The sequence below is a fragment of the Amycolatopsis nivea genome (assembly GCF_004522235.1).
Taxonomy (GTDB): domain Bacteria; phylum Actinomycetota; class Actinomycetes; order Mycobacteriales; family Pseudonocardiaceae; genus Amycolatopsis; species Amycolatopsis nivea.
On sequence record NZ_SDLT01000005.1, the window covers coordinates 1 to 16598 of the forward strand.

General features: G+C 69.5%; 14 protein-coding genes. 7 read left to right on the plus strand and 7 right to left on the minus strand.

Translation table 11 applies throughout. The annotated features are described in order from the left end of the window. Positions 1 to 326 precede the first annotated feature (326 nt). From EIZ44_RS07365 to EIZ44_RS07385, 5 genes are all read right to left on the minus strand, one after another. Complete coding sequence (locus EIZ44_RS07365) at positions 327 to 1358, minus strand: ABC transporter ATP-binding protein (protein ID WP_037816630.1); 1032 nt, start codon at positions 1356 to 1358, stop codon at positions 327 to 329. Next, positions 1355 to 2452 (minus strand): ABC transporter ATP-binding protein, encoded by a 1098-nt coding sequence (locus tag EIZ44_RS07370; RefSeq protein ID WP_134728068.1) that lies wholly within the window; start codon positions 2450 to 2452, stop codon positions 1355 to 1357. Before EIZ44_RS07370 ends, EIZ44_RS07365 begins: the two co-directional genes overlap by 4 nt. Continuing rightward, on the minus strand, positions 2449 to 3408 hold the full coding sequence (locus EIZ44_RS07375) for an ABC transporter permease (RefSeq protein ID WP_037816628.1): 960 nt from the start codon (positions 3406 to 3408) through the stop codon (positions 2449 to 2451). The genes EIZ44_RS07370 and EIZ44_RS07375 overlap by 4 nt, the downstream gene beginning before the upstream one ends. Beyond that, positions 3401 to 4381: an ABC transporter permease gene (locus tag EIZ44_RS07380; RefSeq protein ID WP_037816627.1), complete on the minus strand. Its 981-nt coding sequence runs from the start codon at positions 4379 to 4381 to the stop codon at positions 3401 to 3403. The genes EIZ44_RS07375 and EIZ44_RS07380 overlap by 8 nt, the downstream gene beginning before the upstream one ends. Positions 4382 to 4567: 186 nt before the next feature. After that, a complete protein-coding gene (locus EIZ44_RS07385) occupies positions 4568 to 6316 on the minus strand; it encodes an ABC transporter family substrate-binding protein (protein WP_134728069.1) in 1749 nt (582 codons plus the stop codon). 657 nt (positions 6317 to 6973) lie between these two features. On the opposite strand from EIZ44_RS07385, the gene mshB reads away from it, so the two are divergent. Genes mshB through EIZ44_RS07400 form a run of 3 tightly spaced genes read left to right on the plus strand, consistent with a single transcriptional unit; the run spans position 6974 to position 8983 of the window. Next, entirely contained in the window at positions 6974 to 7801 is an 828-nt protein-coding gene (gene mshB, locus EIZ44_RS07390; protein WP_134728070.1) for an N-acetyl-1-D-myo-inositol-2-amino-2-deoxy-alpha-D-glucopyranoside deacetylase, read from the plus strand. Continuing rightward, a complete protein-coding gene (locus EIZ44_RS07395; RefSeq protein ID WP_134728212.1) occupies positions 7798 to 8199 on the plus strand; it encodes a hypothetical protein in 402 nt (133 codons plus the stop codon). Before mshB ends, EIZ44_RS07395 begins: the two co-directional genes overlap by 4 nt. Then, positions 8192 to 8983, plus strand: a complete 792-nt coding sequence (locus tag EIZ44_RS07400; protein ID WP_134728071.1) for a hypothetical protein — start codon at positions 8192 to 8194, stop codon at positions 8981 to 8983. Before EIZ44_RS07395 ends, EIZ44_RS07400 begins: the two co-directional genes overlap by 8 nt. A 4-nt stretch (positions 8984 to 8987) precedes the next feature. Here EIZ44_RS07400 and EIZ44_RS07405 read toward each other — a convergent pair whose 3' ends face one another. After that, on the minus strand, positions 8988 to 9746 hold the full coding sequence (locus tag EIZ44_RS07405; protein WP_037816623.1) for a site-2 protease family protein: 759 nt from the start codon (positions 9744 to 9746) through the stop codon (positions 8988 to 8990). A 223-nt stretch (positions 9747 to 9969) separates the two neighbouring features. Here EIZ44_RS07405 and EIZ44_RS07410 point away from each other — a divergent pair, with 223 nt between their 5' ends. After that, a complete protein-coding gene (locus tag EIZ44_RS07410; protein ID WP_037355639.1) occupies positions 9970 to 10293 on the plus strand; it encodes a WhiB family transcriptional regulator in 324 nt (107 codons plus the stop codon). A gap of 481 nt (positions 10294 to 10774) precedes the next feature. Next, positions 10775 to 14050 (plus strand): glycosyltransferase, encoded by a 3276-nt coding sequence (locus tag EIZ44_RS07415; RefSeq protein WP_439098587.1) that lies wholly within the window; start codon positions 10775 to 10777, stop codon positions 14048 to 14050. 189 nt (positions 14051 to 14239) lie between these two features. Here EIZ44_RS07415 and EIZ44_RS07420 read toward each other — a convergent pair whose 3' ends face one another. Beyond that, the gene (locus EIZ44_RS07420; RefSeq protein ID WP_037816621.1) at positions 14240 to 14704 is read right to left on the minus strand and encodes a metallopeptidase family protein; all 465 of its coding nucleotides are present in this window, start codon (positions 14702 to 14704) and stop codon (positions 14240 to 14242) included. 79 nt (positions 14705 to 14783) lie between these two features. Here EIZ44_RS07420 and EIZ44_RS07425 point away from each other — a divergent pair, with 79 nt between their 5' ends. Next, on the plus strand, positions 14784 to 15137 hold the full coding sequence (locus EIZ44_RS07425; RefSeq protein WP_037718335.1) for a DUF3499 domain-containing protein: 354 nt from the start codon (positions 14784 to 14786) through the stop codon (positions 15135 to 15137). A gap of 75 nt (positions 15138 to 15212) precedes the next feature. After that, the gene (locus tag EIZ44_RS07430; protein ID WP_037816618.1) at positions 15213 to 16568 is read left to right on the plus strand and encodes a phosphomannomutase/phosphoglucomutase; all 1356 of its coding nucleotides are present in this window, start codon (positions 15213 to 15215) and stop codon (positions 16566 to 16568) included. Positions 16569 to 16598: the final 30 nt, after the last annotated feature.

The following is a 16598-nucleotide window of genomic DNA, read 5'->3' on the forward strand; positions in this document are numbered from 1 at the left end:
TGGATCCAGGTCAGATTCCCTCAAGGAGCCCTTCACGGACCTCGTCATCGCACGCCAGCCTGCAGTGGCGGGCGGAACCCTCGCGCGAAGTCGCTGCTTGAGGACCGCGCTCGGCCCGGTGCGAACGTCCGTGAGGGCCACCCTGAGGGAATCAGATTCCCTCAGGGTGGCCCTCACGGACGTCAGCGGAAGCGGGGAAGCCATGCCGCGCGGCTGACGCTGCGCATCGCCCTAACGAGGTCGCGCGCCACACCCCCCGGGCTCGGCCGGTCATGCAAGAGGGGCCTCGCACCGCTAGGTGCGAGGCCCCTTTTCCACACCCTGCGTCAGATCAACTGCAGACTCTCCGCGAAGTGGCAAGCCACCGGGTGCGCGTGCCCCCGGTCCACCAAAGCGGGCTCCTCCGTCTTGCACTTCTCGCGTCCGGCGTCGTCCAGCTGGTTCGCGAACTTCGGGCACCGGGTGCGGAACCGGCAGCCCGACGGCGGGTTGGCCGGGCTGGGCACGTCGCCGGTGATCACGATCCGCTGCCGGGTCCGCTCCTTGCGCGGGTCCGGCACCGGGATCGCCGAGATCAGCGCCTGCGTGTACGGGTGCGCCGGGGTCTGGAACAGCTCCTCCGACGGCGCGGTCTCGACGATCTTGCCGAGGTACATCACCGCGATCCGGTCGGCCACGTGCCGCACCACCGAGAGGTCGTGGGACACGAACAGGTACGACAAGCCGAGTTCCGCCTGCAGGTCCTTCAGCAGGTTCAGCACGCCGGCCTGGATCGAGACGTCCAGTGCGGACACCGGCTCGTCCAGCACCAGCACCTTCGGCTTCAACGCGAGTGCGCGGGCGATGCCGATGCGCTGGCGCTGGCCGCCGGAGAACTCGTGCGGGAACCGGTTGCCGTGCTCCGGGCGCAGGCCGACGGTCTTCATCAGGTCGCGGACCTGCTGCTTGCCGCCCTTTTCGTACAGCCCGTGGATGCGCAGCGGTTCGGCGATGATCTCGTTCACCGGCAGCCGCGGGTCGACCGAGGCGTACGGGTCCTGGAACACGATCTGCATGCTGCGCCGCAGCCGCTGCAGTTCGCGCTTGCCCATCGTCGCGAGGTCTTTGCCCTCGTAGGTCACCTTGCCGCTGGTGAGCGGCTGCAGTGCCAGCGCGACCCGGGCGGTGGTCGACTTGCCGCAGCCGGATTCGCCGACCAGCGCGAGCGTCTCGTGCGGGTAGATGTCGAACGACACGTCCGACACCGCCTGCACGGCCCCCGAGACGCGGCGGATCAGGCCGCCGCCGCGGATGGGGAAGTGCTTGACCAGGTTCTGCGCGGAGAGGACGGGCGCCTGCCCCGTCGTGGCCTCGCTCATCGGTTCGTCTCCGTGTCGGTCGCGGCGGCCTCCACGGCGACCGGGACGGCTGCCGCGTCGGCCGAGGTGGCGCTGAACAGCTCGGCCGGGTCCTTCCCGACGACCTGCTCGGTGAAGTGACAGGCCGCGTGCTGGCCGTTGGGTCCCGCCACGAGCGCGGGCTCCTCCTCGTCGCAAATCGGCTGCGACAGCGGGCAGCGCGGGCTGAACGGGCAGCCCGGCGGCATGTTCTGCGTGGCGGGCGGCGAACCGGTGATCGGCGTGAGCCGGTCGGTCTTCACGTCCAGCCGCGGCAGGCTGCCGAGCAGGCCCAGCGTGTACGGCATCCGCGGGTTGTAGAAGATGTCGTCGACCGTGCCGGACTCGACGACCTTGCCCGCGTACATCACGTGCACCCGGTCCGCCTGTCCCGCGATCACGCCGAGGTCGTGCGTGATCAGCACCATCGCCGCGCCGGTTTCCTTCTGCGCGGCCTGCAGCGCCTCGAGGATCTGCGCCTGCACCGTCACGTCGAGCGCGGTGGTCGGCTCGTCCGCGATGATCACGTCCGGGTTGTTGGCCATCGCGATCGCGATCACCACGCGCTGGCGCATGCCGCCGGACAGCTGGTGCGGGTACTCGTCCGCACGCTGCGCCGGGTTCGGGATGCGGACCAGGTCGAGCAGTTCGATCGCCTGCTTCTTCGCGACGTCCTTGCGCACGTCGTGGTGCGCGGTGATCGCCTCGGCGATCTGGTCGCCGACGGTGTACACCGGGTTCAGCGAGGTCATCGGGTCCTGGAAGACCATCGCGATGCCCTTGCCGCGGACCCGGTTCAGTTCCTTCTCGCTCGACTTCAGCAGGTCCTGCCCGCCGAACCGGATCGAGCCGGACACCTTCGCGGTCTTCGGCAGCAGGCCCATCACCGCGAGCGAGGTCACCGACTTGCCGGAACCCGATTCGCCGACGATGCCGAGCACCTCGCCGCGGCGAAGCTGGTAGTTCACGCCGCGCACGGCGCTGACCACGCCCTCGCTGGTCGGGAACTGCACGGTCAGGTCCTCAACGACGAGGACGGGATCGCCGCCGCGTCCTTGCGAGCCGTTCTCGGTCATGCGCGCACCTTCGTCTGCTGGGGGTCGAACGCGTCCCGCAGGCCGTCCCCGATGAAGTTGATCGTCAGCGCGATCAGGATGATGAAAATGCCCGGGAAGTAGAACAGCCACGGCCGCGTGTCGATCGCGGTCTGCGCGCTGCTCACGAGGAGCCCGAGCGAGGTGTCCGGCGGCTGCACGCCGAAGCCGAGGAACGACAGCGCCGTCTCGAGCAGGATGGCGATCGACACGAGGATCGTCAGGTTGACGATGATCGCGCCGAGCGCGTTGGGCACCAGGTGCCGGAAGATGATCCGGCTGTCGCTCGCGCCGAGCGCCTTCGACGCCTCGACGAACTCCTTCTCGCGCAAGGAAAGCACGACACCGCGCGCCACCCGGGACACATACGCCCAGTAAAGCCCGCCGATGACGACCGCGATCAGCCACCACGTGCCGCCGGACTGGTGGCCGAGCACCGCGGCCACCGCGAGCAGCGGCAGCGTGAGCACGAGGTCGGCGATGCGCATCAGGACCGTGTCGAGCCAGCCGCGGTAATAACCGGCGACCGCGCCCCACACCGTGCCCACGACGGTCGCGAAGATCGCGACGAGGATCGAGATCTGCAGCGAGATCTGCGTCCCGCGCATGACCTGCGCGAGGGTGTCGTGGCCGACCGCATCGGTGCCGAACGGGTGGTCGCCCGAGGGCGGCGCCGAGTTCTGGTCGGTGATGTCGGCCGCGTTGTACTTCCAGATCGCGGCTCCGACATAGGCGAACAGGATGATCAGCACGAACACGACGAGGCTGATCATCGCGAGCCGGTGCTGCAGGAACCGCCGGAAAACCAGCTGAGCCTGGCTGCGCTCCTTGACCGTGAACTCGCGTTCCGGCGCGCCCTGCGGGGTCTGCGGGTCGTCCGGAGCGAACCGAGCACCGCCCAGGGTGGTGGGCGGGGTGTCGAATACGTCGTTAGGCATAGCGGATCCTCGGGTCGAGCAGGCCGTAGAGCAGATCGGCGACCAAGTTGAGCAGGATGATGAACGTGGCCGCGATGAGAAGCCACGCTTCCACCGCGTACACGTCGCTTCGCTTGATCGCGTCCAGCAGGAAAGCGCCCGCGCCTTGCCATTGGAACACGGTCTCGGTCACCACGGCACCGCCGAGGATCGAGCCGATGTCGAGAGCGGTCACCGTGGTCAGCGGGATCAGCGCGTTGCGCAGCGCGTGCTTGCGCGTGACCGTCCAGCGCGGCAGGCCCTTGGCCCGGGCGAGACGGACGTAATCGCTGTTGAGCACCTCGAGCATGGACGCGCGCTGGTAGCGGCTCCAGGCCGCGTAACTGGTCAGCGCGAGCGAGATCGTCGGCAGGATCAGGTGGCCGAGCACGTCGCCGAACTGGGACCAGAACCCGCCCGCGGCGACCACCGACGAGGAACCGATGGTGTAGAAGACCTGGTCGCCGACCGTCGTGTTGATCGAGATGCCGATCTGCTTCAGTACGAGGGCGAACCAGAACGACGGCATCGACAGGAAGAGGAAGCCGAAGAAGGTCGCGGTGTAGTCGAACTTGGAGTACTGCCGCGACGCGCTGATCACGCCGATCAGCACGGCGAGGATCAGCGCCACCACCATGGCGAGCACGATCAGCCGCAGCGTCACGCCGAACCGGCCGAACACCTCGCTGCCGATGTTCATGGTGGACTGGACCGAGGGCCCGAAATCACCGTGCAGCACGCCGGTGATCCAGTGCCAGTATCGCTCGAGAATCGGCTGGTCGAGATGCAGCCGGATGCGTTCGAGCTCGATGGTGCGAGGGGGCGGCGGCGGGTTTCTCGCGATCAGCGGGGTCAACGGGTTGGCCGAAAGCGACACCATCACGAAGACGACGAACGTCGACACGATGAGGATCGGCACCGAGACGAAAAGCCGGCGCAGTGCGAAGGCAAGCATGGAGGTCTTCCTGCTCTGGACGGTGTTCTGCCGGCGCCCGCCGCTCGTGGTGGCAGGCCTTGGCGACGTAACGGGGCAATCGTGGTGTTCGGGAACTAAAAGGGCAATTGTTCGCGGATACGGTGAAGGGCCGGCTTTGCGGCCGGCCCTTCACCGGTTGTCCTGCGGGAATCTACCGGTCGTTGATCACTTCCGGATGCCCCACTCCGCCATGTTGTACACCGGCCCGTCGAGGGTCGAGTTGTTGCGGATGTTCGCGATCTTGTCCGACGAGGCGATGAAGGTCGGCTTCTGGTACAGCGGAAGCACGTACGCGTCCTCGGACATGATCTGGTCGGCCTGGTTGAGCAGGTCCGCCGCCTTGGTCTGGTCGGTCTCGGCGTTGGCCTGCGCCATCAGGCTGTCGACCTGCGGGCTGCTGTACTTGCCGTAGTTGTTGCCCTGCCCGGTGCCCCAGTTCTGGATCGCGCCGCCGAACGGGAACGGCGAAGCGACCCACGCGAACACGATGACGTCGTAGTCGCCGCTGGTGGTGGTCTGGCCGAGGTCGTCGGTGGACTGGACCTTCACCTTGACGCCCAGCTGAGCCGCGGTCTGCGCGAACAGCTCGCACTCGTTCTGCCGGATCTGGTTGCCGACGGTGTAGCGGATGCGCAGCTCGGGGATCGGCTTGCCGCTCGGGTCGGACAGCTGGTTGTTGGCCAGCTTGTAGCCCGCGTCGGTCAGGATCTTCTTGGCCTTCTCGATGTCACCGGAGCCCTGGCCGGTCGCGCTCACCGTGTCCTTGTAGCCGGTCTGCTGCGGCACGAAGTTGTGGTTGTTGAGCGGCTCGACCTTGTTGGTGAACTGGCCGACGGTCTTGGCGATCATGTCCTTGCGGTTGACCGCGGTGAACAGCGCCTGGCGCAGCGGCTTCTGGGCCAGCGCCGGGTTCTTCAGGTTGAAGTCGAAGTGCTCCCAGGTCAGGCCGAGGCCGATGAACGAGGAGATGTTCGGCATGTTCTTGACCTGGTTGATCAGGTCGACCTGCGGCTGCGGGTAGATGACCTGCACTTCGTTGTTCTGCAGTGCGGTCGGCTCCTGCGTCGCGTCGGTGATGACGCGGAAGATGACGCTGTTCAGCTTCGGCTTCGCGCCCCAGTACTTGTCGTTCGGGACCTCGGTGACCGACTGGTTGTTGACGAACTTCGAGATCTTCCACGGGCCGCCCGACCAGGTCGGGACAGTCGTGCCGAACCACTTGAAGGACGACGCGAGGCCGGCCGGGGTGTTGGTGTCGCCGTGCTGCTTGGCCAGGTGCGCCGGGTACATCGCGCCGCCGGAGCTCCAGAGCAGCTTCCAGTCGGTGAACGGCTTGTCGAACACGACCGTCACGGTCTTGCCGTTGTCGGAGCCGGTGACGGACTTGACCTGGTCGTAGCCCGCGGTGCTGGCCGCGGCGCAGTCGGGGCAGTCCTTGCCGTTCTGGACCTTGTAGTTGTAGATGAAGTCGTCGGCGGAGAACGGCGTGCCGTCCGACCAGACGGCCTTCGGGTTCAGCTTGTAGACGACCGTCTGCGGGCTGGTGCTGGTGACCTCGGCCGACTCGACGAAGTCCTTGTTCAGGACCGGCTTGAGGTCGGGGGTCGCGTAGAAGGTGTAGGGCAGCAGGCCCTTGGTCACCTCGCCGGTTTCGAAGACGTTGCCCTCGGCCGAGATGACGTTCCAGTTCGGGACGTTCTTCTCGATCGCGTAGGTGACGTCGCCGCCCTGCTGGAGCTGATCGGCCTGTGCCGCGTTGCAGGTGTTCGGGTTCTTGTCGCAGTCGGCGAATGCCTGCCCGGTCTGCACCGCGCTGTTGCCGCCTCCGCCACCACCGCATGCGGAGAGCAGAAGGGCCGCGCCCGCGACGAACGCGCCGAGTTTCGCGGCGCGCGACCTAGTCGTCACTAACATTCATTCTCCTTGCTCGACGCCGTCGCGGGTTTGCGAGGCGGCTCTTCCTGACGCGCAAGCACCGATCGGTATCGCGTTGCTCACCGTAGCCGTGAAACTTAGGCATTGGACAGACGGCAAACCTATCGATCCGGACACTCTCAGTGAGATCGTTGCGGAACAGATATCTCGTGCCCCCTGGTTGCACCGTGGTTTCCGCACTTGATCGACTACGGTCAGTAGTTGATCACGGAAATTCGGAACCGGTTCGAGTGGCAGTTCAGTCCAGCGGACCGATAGGCCCGGCGGACAATAACCGCCCCGTTCCGTACGCGGTACCCCAGCTAATGGAGTAGTCACGCGGCCGCGACGAACCCGAAGTGACAAGAAATTGGTCCGATCTCGTGAAGCGAAAGAACGCGCCCGTCGCCGAACGCGGACACGGCGGCCCGGACGGCGAGAGGTGCTCGGTGGGTGTTCCGAGCATCTTGCGTCCTTGCCCGCGTATTCCGAACCGCGGAACGTTCCGCGGAAGGGAACGCCCACGGTCCGGGACGCTGGTCCGACGTGGTGGGATGCGAATGCATTTTCCCGTGCACGCCGCCGATTTCCGGTCCCGAGCGCCGCGCCGGGGGTCGGCCTCCCGGGCGCGGACGCGACGGTCATTAACCTGAGGGCGTGAAGCGGAAGCTGCTGCTGGTCCACGCGCACCCGGACGACGAAAGCATCGCCACCGGCGGCGTCATCGCCCGCTACGGCGCGGAGGGCGCCGAGGTGTGCGTCGTGACCTGCACGCTCGGCGAAGAGGGCGAAATCGTCCCGCCGCGGCTGGCGCGGCTCGTCGCGGCGGAGGCCGACCAGCTCGGCGGGTACCGGTCCGGGGAAATGGCCGCCGCGGCCGCCGCGCTCGGCCTTGCCCGGCACGAGTACCTCGGCGGCATCGGCCGGTGGCGCGATTCGGGCATGGCGGGCACGCCCGCTGCCGAGCACCCGCGGGCGTTCACCGGCGGGTCGGCGGCGGAGCAGACCGCTCAGCTGCGCGAGCTCATCGACGATTTCGCCCCGCAGGTAGTCGTCACCTACGACTCCTTCGGCGGCTACGGCCATCCCGACCACATCCGCGCGCACGAGATCACCATGGCGGCGGCCCCGGACGCCCCGTCGGTCCAGCGGGTCTTCCACGTGGTCCAGTCCGAGGCCGCGCTCGCCGCCGGGCTCGCCGAACTGCGCGCCGACGGAACATCACCGTTCCGGGTGGCTGACGACGGCGAGCTTCCGTCCACTCCGGACGGCAAGATCACCACCGTGGTCGACATCTCCGCGCACCGGCAGACCAAGCTGGCGGCACTGCGCGCGCACGAAACCCAGCTGACCGTGGTCGACGGCGCGGTCAGCCACTTCGCGCTGACCAACAGCATCGCGCAGCCGATCCCGTCCGCCGAATACTTCGTGCTCGCCCACGGCGACGCGGCCGGCGCCGAGACCGATCTGTTCGGCGGGTGGTGACGGTGTCCGCCCCGCTCACTCGCGACCAGCGGCTGATGCTGGCGCTGCTCGCGTTCGACGCGGTCGTGCTGGCACTGCTCGAACTGTTCTTCCTCCCGCTGCGGGTCGGCCCGCTCGGCGAGGTGCCGTTGCCGGTCACCGCGGTGGTCGGCGCGGTCACCACGCCGTGGCTCGTGCTGACCGCGGCGAAGCTCGTCCGCCCGGGGTTGTCGTTCGTGCCGCTGCTGGTGTGGGTACTCGTCGTGTTCGGGGTCGGCCTGTTCGGTCCGGGCGGCGACGTCGTGCTCGTCCAGGACTGGCGCGCGCTGCTGCTGCTCGGCGCGAGCGCCCTGCCCGCCGCGTTGGTCCTCGGCGGCGGGCTCGGCCGGGCCGCGGCGAAGGGAGGCGTCGGTGTCTGAGGCCATTTCGGACCGTCAGGTCGTAGCGATCCTGCGTCCGTTCGTCCGGGCCTGCGCGCCGATGATCGACGCGCTGCGCGAGGCCGACCCGTTCGGCATGCAGGCGCGCGCCCGGCGCGGCGAGGGCGAATTCGTCGACGCCGGGTTGAAGAAGAAAATGCTCCGCGCCCTGACCTCGGTGAAGGTGCCGGGCACCGCGGGATGGGCGGCGATGGACATCGACCAGCGCGCGAGCTGGTGGGTCAACCGCGTCGGCAGGCTCACCTCGTTGCTGACCTCGATCCCCGGGCTCGGCGGCGCGCTCGCCGACCGGCTGCCGGTGCAGGACACCCTCGGCGCGGCGTCGCAGGGACTGGTGCTGTGCGCGATCGCGGGGGAGTACGGCGTGACCGACGTCGGCAGCCGCGTCCGGCTGATCGCCTCGGTGCTGTTCGAACGCGACATCGACGCCGACCTCGCGTCGGGCGCCAAGCACGACAAGTCCGCGAAGTCCGCTGAGGACAGTGAGACCGCGCGGCTCACCGAGGAACTCGACGAATCCCACCGCAAACACGGCAAGGTGACCGCGAAAGCCGTCGCCAGCACGCTCTGGCACCTGGGCAAGTCGCTGTGGGGGATCACCGGCGAACTCGAGAAGCGCCCGCGCGGCCGATGGTTCCACCGGGCGCTCGGGATGCTGCCGGTGGTCGGCGCGGCGGGCGACTACCTCGGCGAGCGCTCCGGGCTCAAAAAGGTCTGGAAGCGCGCGCACGCCTGGCTCATGGCCCACCGGGAGTGGGCCTGAGCGGTCAGTGCCAGAAGAGGAACGCTCTCTGCCCGATGTAGGCCGCGGCCGCGTTCCCGCCGAGCGGTTCGTAGATGTGCCCGGCGATCGTCCAGAGCAGATCCGACACCGGCCGGAAAAGGAAGAACAGCGCGAAGAGCACCAGCGGCGCCCACGGCCGCACCCGCGCGCCGAACGCCCGCGCCTGCGGCGAGAGGTACGGCTCCAGCGCACCCCAGCCGTCCAGCCCCGGCACCGGCAGGATGTTGATCAGGAAGGTCATCATCTGCAGTAGCGCGAGGTACGACATCGCGTAGAAGAGGCCGGTCGCCATCGGGATCAGCATCGTCGCCAGGCACAGCGCGGCGCCGACGGCGAGGTTGCTGAGCGGACCGGCCAGCGAGGTCCACGACGCCGTCGCGCGATTGCGCAGCGCGCCGCGGTTGATCCACACCGCGCCGCCCGGCAGCGGGATGCCGCCGATCAGCAAGAAGATGAGCGGCAGCACGAAGGACAGGACGGGGTCGGCATAGCGTCGGACGTCCAGCGAGAGGTACCCCTTGTGAGCGATCTCGTGATCACCGCCGCGGAAGGCGACGAAGGCGTGCCCGAACTCGTGGAGCGTCAGCGACGCCATCCAGCCGCCCAAGACGAGCAGCACGACGCCCGCGATGAACATCGGGTCGCGGGAACCGAGAAGAGTCGTGGAATCACCGTATGCAGCCAGGAAACCACCGGCGACGGCGACGGCGAGGATGCCGAGGAAGATCGGGCTCGGACGCACTGCTGATCTCTGCACCCCACCAGTCTTCCGTATGCCCGGTGTGAAGTCTTCGGCGTGTCCCCTTGCGCACCCGGGCACAGAGATCCCCCGAACTCGCTACTCGGCTTGACCTGGCCGCACTACACAGGTGTAATCACAGTGATGTCATTCGCTGTCGGAGGGGGCAGCGGGTGTCGTTTCACCACCGCCAGCCTGGGGAGTGCGTAGGAGCGAGGAGGCGGACGTGCGGTTGGAAGCGGACAACAGGGAATGGGGGCACGTCGTGGGTTGGGGAGAGAACCCGGAGCAGCAGCTCGGGGATCTGACCGACCTTTTCGACGTCCCCGAGGAGCAGGACTGGCAGGAGCGCGCCCTGTGCGCGCAGACCGACCCGGAGGCGTTCTTCCCCGAGAAGGGCGGCTCGACCCGCGAGGCCAAGCGGATTTGCCTTGGCTGCGAGGTCAAGGACGACTGTCTCGAGTATGCGCTGGCGCACGACGAGCGCTTCGGCATCTGGGGCGGACTGTCCGAACGGGAACGTCGCAAGCTGAAGAAACGGGCTGTCTAAACGGGTTTCGGTTCCCCCGGTCCACACGGGCCGGGGGTGCGCCCCGCCGCGAGCGCGGCGGTGAGCGAGTGCTGCGGCCGGCGCGGCACGGCGGGATGGGAGTCCTCGCCGAGGTGGCGCCGGGCACATTCGCCGGATTCGTGCGGCCGCCGCCAGCGGCGGGCCTGAGGGCAGAAGTACCGTCACGGCGGCCGGAAAATCGGTGCTGTGCCGTGGTTCTCTTTGTGATCTTCGTCTTTCGCCGCTGAAACCCCGGTGTGCCGCGGATCTCGCGGCTGGATCGGGTGCCGGTTCCTCACGTGAGCGCGCCGGTTCGGCGTTCGCGGACTTTTTCTCGTGCTCGGTTCGTCCACGCGGTGGGATCCGCCGGACGCGCGGCGTGGGCCGGTGCCCGCGGGTCCGCGCAGGCCGTAGGGTGACCGCACCCATCGTCCCGTCCGAGCAGGAGCCGTTCTTGCCTCGCATCGTCGTTCCGCCCGCTGTGCGGACGTTGCCCGTTCTGGCCATTGTGGTCTGTCACGACGGCGAAGAATGGCTGCCGCTGGCGCTTTCCGCGTTGCGGCGCAGCACAGTCCGTCCGCGGCACGTGCTCGCCGTGGACACCGGATCCACCGACCGTACCCCGAAACTGCTCGCCGACGCAGCGCAACCGGGCGCGGCCGCCGAGGAGCCGGTGCTGTCCGGAGTCGTCACTCTGACGAGTGAAACCGGGTTCGCGGAGGCGGTCGCCGCGGGCGTCGCGCACGCGGTGGAACGGTGGGGCGACCCGGGAACGTGGCTGTGGGTGCTGCACGACGACTGCGCCCCCGAACCCGACTGCCTCGACCAGCTCGTGCGCGCCGCGGAGGAAAACCCGTCCGCGAAAGTGCTCGGGCCGCTCGGCACCGACTGGACCGATCCGCGGCTGATCGTCGAGGCGGGGCTGTCCACCGACGCCTCCGGGCACCGCCAGCAGATGGCCGCGCCGGACGGCGAACCCAGCGAGGTCCTCGCCGTCCCGAGCGCCGGATCGTTGGTGCAGCGGGAACTCTGGGACGCGCTCGGCGGCTACGACGAGGACTTCCCGTTGCTGCGCGAGGATCTCGACTTCGGCTGGCGCGCCAACGCGGCGGGCTCGCTAGTGCTGTCGGTGCCCTCCGCGCGCGTCCGGCACGCTCGCGCCGTGTCCACCGGGCAGCGCACCCCGGACGCCGCCGGTCGTCCGCTGGCCGCGCTGAACCGTTCGCACGGCGTACGCGTCTTTCTCGTGAACTGCTCGACCCCGTCGTTCTGGTTCGGGCTCGTCCGGCTGCCGGTCCTGTTGGTGCTGCGCGCGTTCGTGTTCTTCGTGCTGCGGCGCACCACCGAAGCGGGCGCGGAACTGGCCGCGCTCGGATACCTGTGCGGGGGCAAGGGAAATCTCCGTGCGGCCCGGGCGCGGCGGCGCGAGCAGCCGCGGCCCGGCACTGTCCGCGGGCTCTTCACGAGCCGGATCGCGAGGCTGCGCAACGCGATCAGCGCCGGCGTGGTTGGACTCGTCCGGCGCGGGGTGCAGAGCGATGTAGCACTCGGGACGGTGCCGGAAAGCGTCGAGCAGGAGTCGGCGTGGATTCCGCCGGAGGCGCTCGCCGCGTCCGGCGCGCGTCCGGTCGGTCCGGACGCCTTGCCCGCCGGTGCGCTGCGCGGGCTGAGCACGCGCGGCCGGGGACTGCGCCGGCCGGGCACGGTCGTCGCGGTCACGCTGCCGGAAGCGCCGGTGTCCGAAGAGGACACTGAACCGGCCGAGGAGACCGCGGCCCAGCCGTCGCCTTCGCCCCGTCCGGAACCCGCCGCGCCCGAACCGGATCTGGTGTTCGTGGAGGTCAACCGGCGACGCGTGCTCGCCGCGACCGTCTTCGCTCCGCCGGTGGTGCTGGTCGTTCTGCTCACCGCGCTGGCCTTGGTGCTGAACCGCGGCCGGCTCGGTCTCGACCTGTGGGGCGGCCAACTGCTGCCGGTCGGCGGGCTCGGCGAGATCTGGTCGACGTACCTGTCGCCGTGGCATTCGGTCGCCGGCGGCACCGGTGCGCCCGCTCCCGCGACGCTGCCGGTGCTCGGCACGATCGGCGCGATCTTCGCCCCGATCGGCGGTCCGGCCGCGCTCGTGGCGATCCTGCTCATCGGCGACATCCCGCTTGCCGCGCTGAGTGCGTACGTCGCCACTCGCAAGCTCGCCGTGCGCCGCTGGGTGCGCGCTGCCGTTGCCGCGACGTACGCGTTGCTGCCTGCCGCGACCGCGTCGGTCGCGCAGGGGCGGCTCGATGTGGTGGTGGTGCATCTCGTGCTGCCGCTTGTGGTCGCGGGCATCGTTCGGTTGCTGACTCGGCCGGGCACGCGGTGGCTGCACGTCTCGGCGCTGTCGGCGTTCGGGGTCGCGTTGCTGGGCGCGTTCTCGCCGCTCGCGCACGGGCTGGCGCTGGTGGGTCTGCTGGTCGGGTTCGTGGTGCTGCCCGCGCCGTCCGGGCTGGCTCGGCGGGTGGCGTCGGTCGGGATCGTGGTGCTGTTGCCGCTGGTTCTGCTGCTGCCGTGGCCGACTGTGCTGCTGCGGCATCCGGAACTGTTGCTGCAAGGTCTTGGCGGTCCGGCCGCGCCCGCGTCCGCTACGGATCTTGCCGGGCTTACGCCGGGTGGGCCGGGAGCGTGGCCGATCGGGGTGGTGGTGCTCGCGGCGACGTTGGTCGCGCTCGTGGTGCGGCCGCGGAAGCAGGTCGTTGGCTGGTTGGCGCTGGCGGTGCTGGGGCTGATCGGCGTCGTGCTGGTGCGGCAGGTGCAGCTGACGCCGATGCAGGGCGGGGCACCCGCGTCTGGGTACGCCGGGGTGCCGTTGCTGGTGGTCGGGGCCGGGTTGTTGTGGGCGGTGCTGGCTACTTGGCAGCGGGGCGGTGCGGCGGTGCCTGCGGTTTGGTTGCCGAAGGTGCTCGCGGTCGCTGGGGTTGTGGTGGTGGCTGCGCTGGGTGTGGGGGCGGTCGCGACTGGGTCCGAGGGGCCGTTGACGGCGACGGCGCGGCCGCAGCTTGCGCCTGAGGTGGCGGCGGATGTCGCGGCTACGGGGCGTTCGGTGCTGGATGTCAGCGCGGGGCAGGTGCGGCAGACCGGTGGTCGGCTGGCGCTCTTCGGGGACGATGAGCTCGCGCCGGTCAAGGGGACGCCGGAGCGGCTGGCCGACTGGCGGCGGGGGCTGGGGCAGGGGGATGTCGCGGCGTTGAAGCGGGTGTTCGCGGCTGCTGCGGCTTCTGGGGTGCAGTACGTGGTGTTGCCGGTGGGGACGGATGCCCGGGCGTTCGCCGCGGCGGCCAGTGATCTTGCTGCGGTGGCTGCGCCTATGTCGGACGGGCGGCCCACGTTGCGGTTGCTGCCTAAGTCCGGGGAGGTGGCGTTGATCTCGCCGGAGTTGGCCAAGCAGGCCGTGACCGGTGGGGGTGCGCCGGGGACTAATCCGGGGATTTCGCCGGTGGCTGCTCGGTTGCCGGACGTGCGGGTGCGGGCTTCTGAGGGGCCCACTGGGCGGTTGCTCGTGCTGGCGGCTGAGCAGGAGGCTGGGTGGCAGGCGAGTGTCGACGGGAAGGCGGTGCCGATCGTGCCTGCTTGGGGGCATCAGGTGGCCGTGTCGGTGCCTGCGAAGTCTTCGGAGGTGTCGGTGACGTTCCCTGGGACTGAGCGGGGGTTGTTGCTGCTGGTGCAACTGGCGGCGGTGTTGTTTACGGCGTTGACGGCTATTCCTTCTCGGGGGCGGGACTGAGCGGCTCGTCGCCTGGCGGCGACATTGCGCTCGCTATGGGGGCCCGCCACCCCGAAGTTTTATTGTGCTGACGGTTCGGGGGTGCTTGTCAAGGCGGGAAAGATGCCTTGACAAGCACCCCCGAACCGCAGGGAGGCTTCGGATCGGGGTTGGGGGCGGTGTGGGTGGCCTCGGGGCGCGGTGGGTGGGTCAGTCGCCTTCGATGACGTCTGGTTCTACGCCTAGGTAGCCTGCGACCTGCTCTACCAGGACGTCGTGGACCAGGTCTGCCAGTTCTGACGGGTCCTTGGCGCGTGCTTCCAGTGGGCGTCGGTACAGCACGATGCGGGCGCGGGTGGGCAGGCCTGCTCGGTCTACTCCGGCTGGGACCAGCCTCGACAGGGGCACTGCGCCGTCGTGCAGCACTCCGTCTGCGGGGGCTCGGCCGTCCATCCGGACTTCGGGGACGTCGTCTACCGCTACGTCCAGTTTCGTCAGCTCGTGTCGCCAGCGGGCCTCGATGGGTTCCAGGGCGTCCAGCACCAGCGCGTCGAAGCGTTCCGCGCGGCTCGCGGCCGCTGGCAGGGTCGCCGGATAGAGCGTTCCGCGCAGGCCCCGGCCGTGCCGGTCCCGTCGCAGCCGCTGCCGTTGTCGGTAGTCACGAGCCGTCGCCACCGGCCAAGTCTATGCGGTCGCCAGGGGAACGCGCGTGTCGCCGGTACTCGCTTGCGGCGACGCGCTATCGTTTCGGATCGTGCGGAGCGTACGGAAATGTTCGCGAACGGGTTGCCTCGAACCCGCTGTCGCCACGCTCACGTATGCCTACCAGGACTCGACCGCGGTCGTCGGACCGCTGGCCACCGCTTCCGAACCGCACTCCTACGACCTCTGCGAGGCCCACGCGCTGCGGCTGACCGTCCCGAAGGGCTGGGAAGTCGTCCGCCACGAGGGGGCCTTCGCCGCTCCGGAGCAGTCCGCCGACGAGCTGACCGCGCTGGCCGAGGCGGTGCGCGAGGCCGGTCGCTCCGACGTCCCGCCCGCGCAGCCCGAGCCCGAAGGGCCCTCCGGCAGGCGCGGCCATCTGCGCGTCCTCCCGGGGCGCGCCTGAGCCATCCTCCCGACCGGTAGGCTTTCGCCCGCGGCGCGAGTGGCGTCGCCACGGAACTAGCGGCGGGGAGAAGGCGTGCCAGACCTTTCGGGCATCGTGAAGGCCTACGACATTCGCGGCGTGGTCGGCGAACAGCTCGACGCCGCCCTCGTCCGGGACTTCGGGGCCGCGTTCGCGCTGCTCATCAAACCCGAGGCGCCGGCCGTGGTGATCGGCCACGACATGCGCGATTCGTCGCCGGAACTGTCCGCGGCGTTCGCCGACGGGGTGACCTCCCAGGGCCTCGACGTGGTGACGATCGGCCTGGCCAGCACCGACCAGCTCTACTTCGCCTCCGGTTCGCTCAACCTGCCGGGCGCGATGTTCACCGCCAGCCACAACCCCGCGAAGTACAACGGCATCAAGATGTGCCGCGCCGGAGCCTCGCCGGTCGGGCAGGACACCGGCCTCGCGGAGATCCGCGACACCGTCGAGCAGGGCGTTCCCGCCTTCGACGGCCAGCGCGGCACCGTCTCCGAGCGCGACGTCCTCAGCGACTACGCCGCCTACCTGCGCAACCTCGTCGACCTCTCCGGCTCGCGGCCGCTCAAGATCGTGGTCGACGCGGGCAACGGCATGGGCGGGCACACCGTCCCGACGGTCTTCGAGGGGCTGCCGATCGAGGTCGTGCCGATGTACTTCGAGCTCGACGGCACCTTCCCGAACCACGAGGCCAACCCGCTCGACCCGGCCAACATCGTCGACCTGCAGGCCAAGGTGCGCGAGGTCGGCGCGGACGCCGGGCTGGCGTTCGACGGCGACGCGGACCGCTGCTTCGTCGTGGACGAGCGCGGCGAGCCGGTGTCCCCGAGCGCGATCACCGCGCTGGTCGCGGTGCGCGAGCTGGCCAAGGAGCCGGGCGGAACGGTCATCCACAACCTGATCACGTCGAAGGGCGTGCCGGAGATCGTGTCCGAGCACGGCGGCAAGCCGGTGCGGACGCGGGTCGGGCACTCCTTCATCAAGGCCGAGATGGCGCGCACCGGTGCGATTTTCGGCGGCGAGCACTCCGCGCACTACTATTTCCGCGACTTCTGGCGCGCCGACACCGGCATGCTGGCCGCGCTGCACGTGCTGGCCGCGCTCGGCGAGCAGAACGGCCCGCTGTCCGCGCTCACCCAGGACTTCTCGCGCTACGCGGCGTCCGGCGAGATCAACTCGACGGTCAGCGACCAGGTCGCGCGGATGCTCGCGGTGAAGGACGCGTACGCGGGCAAGTCCGGCGTCCAGATCGACGAGCTGGACGGCCTCACCGTGCAGCTGCCCGGCGGCGCGTGGTTCAACCTGCGCCCCTCCAACACCGAACCGCTGCTGCGGCTCAACGTGGAGGCCGCCGACCGGGCCGCGGTCGAGGCGCTCACCGCCGAGGTGCTGGCCATTGTCCGGGCCTGACCGGCTGGCGCCGGATTGTGTCCGGAAGGC

Excerpts from the sequence above, each read along its gene's own strand:
- EIZ44_RS07370 (WP_134728068.1), bottom strand. The coding sequence starts at position 2,452 with ATGACCGAGAACGGCTCGCAAGGACGCGGCGGCGATCCCGTCCTCGTC.
- EIZ44_RS07365 (WP_037816630.1), bottom strand. The coding sequence starts at position 1,358 with ATGAGCGAGGCCACGACGGGGCAGGCGCCCGTCCTCTCCGCGCAGAAC.
- EIZ44_RS07385 (WP_134728069.1), bottom strand. The coding sequence starts at position 6,316 with ATGTTAGTGACGACTAGGTCGCGCGCCGCGAAACTCGGCGCGTTCGTC.
- EIZ44_RS07375 (WP_037816628.1), bottom strand. The coding sequence starts at position 3,408 with ATGCCTAACGACGTATTCGACACCCCGCCCACCACCCTGGGCGGTGCT.
- EIZ44_RS07380 (WP_037816627.1), bottom strand. The coding sequence starts at position 4,381 with ATGCTTGCCTTCGCACTGCGCCGGCTTTTCGTCTCGGTGCCGATCCTC.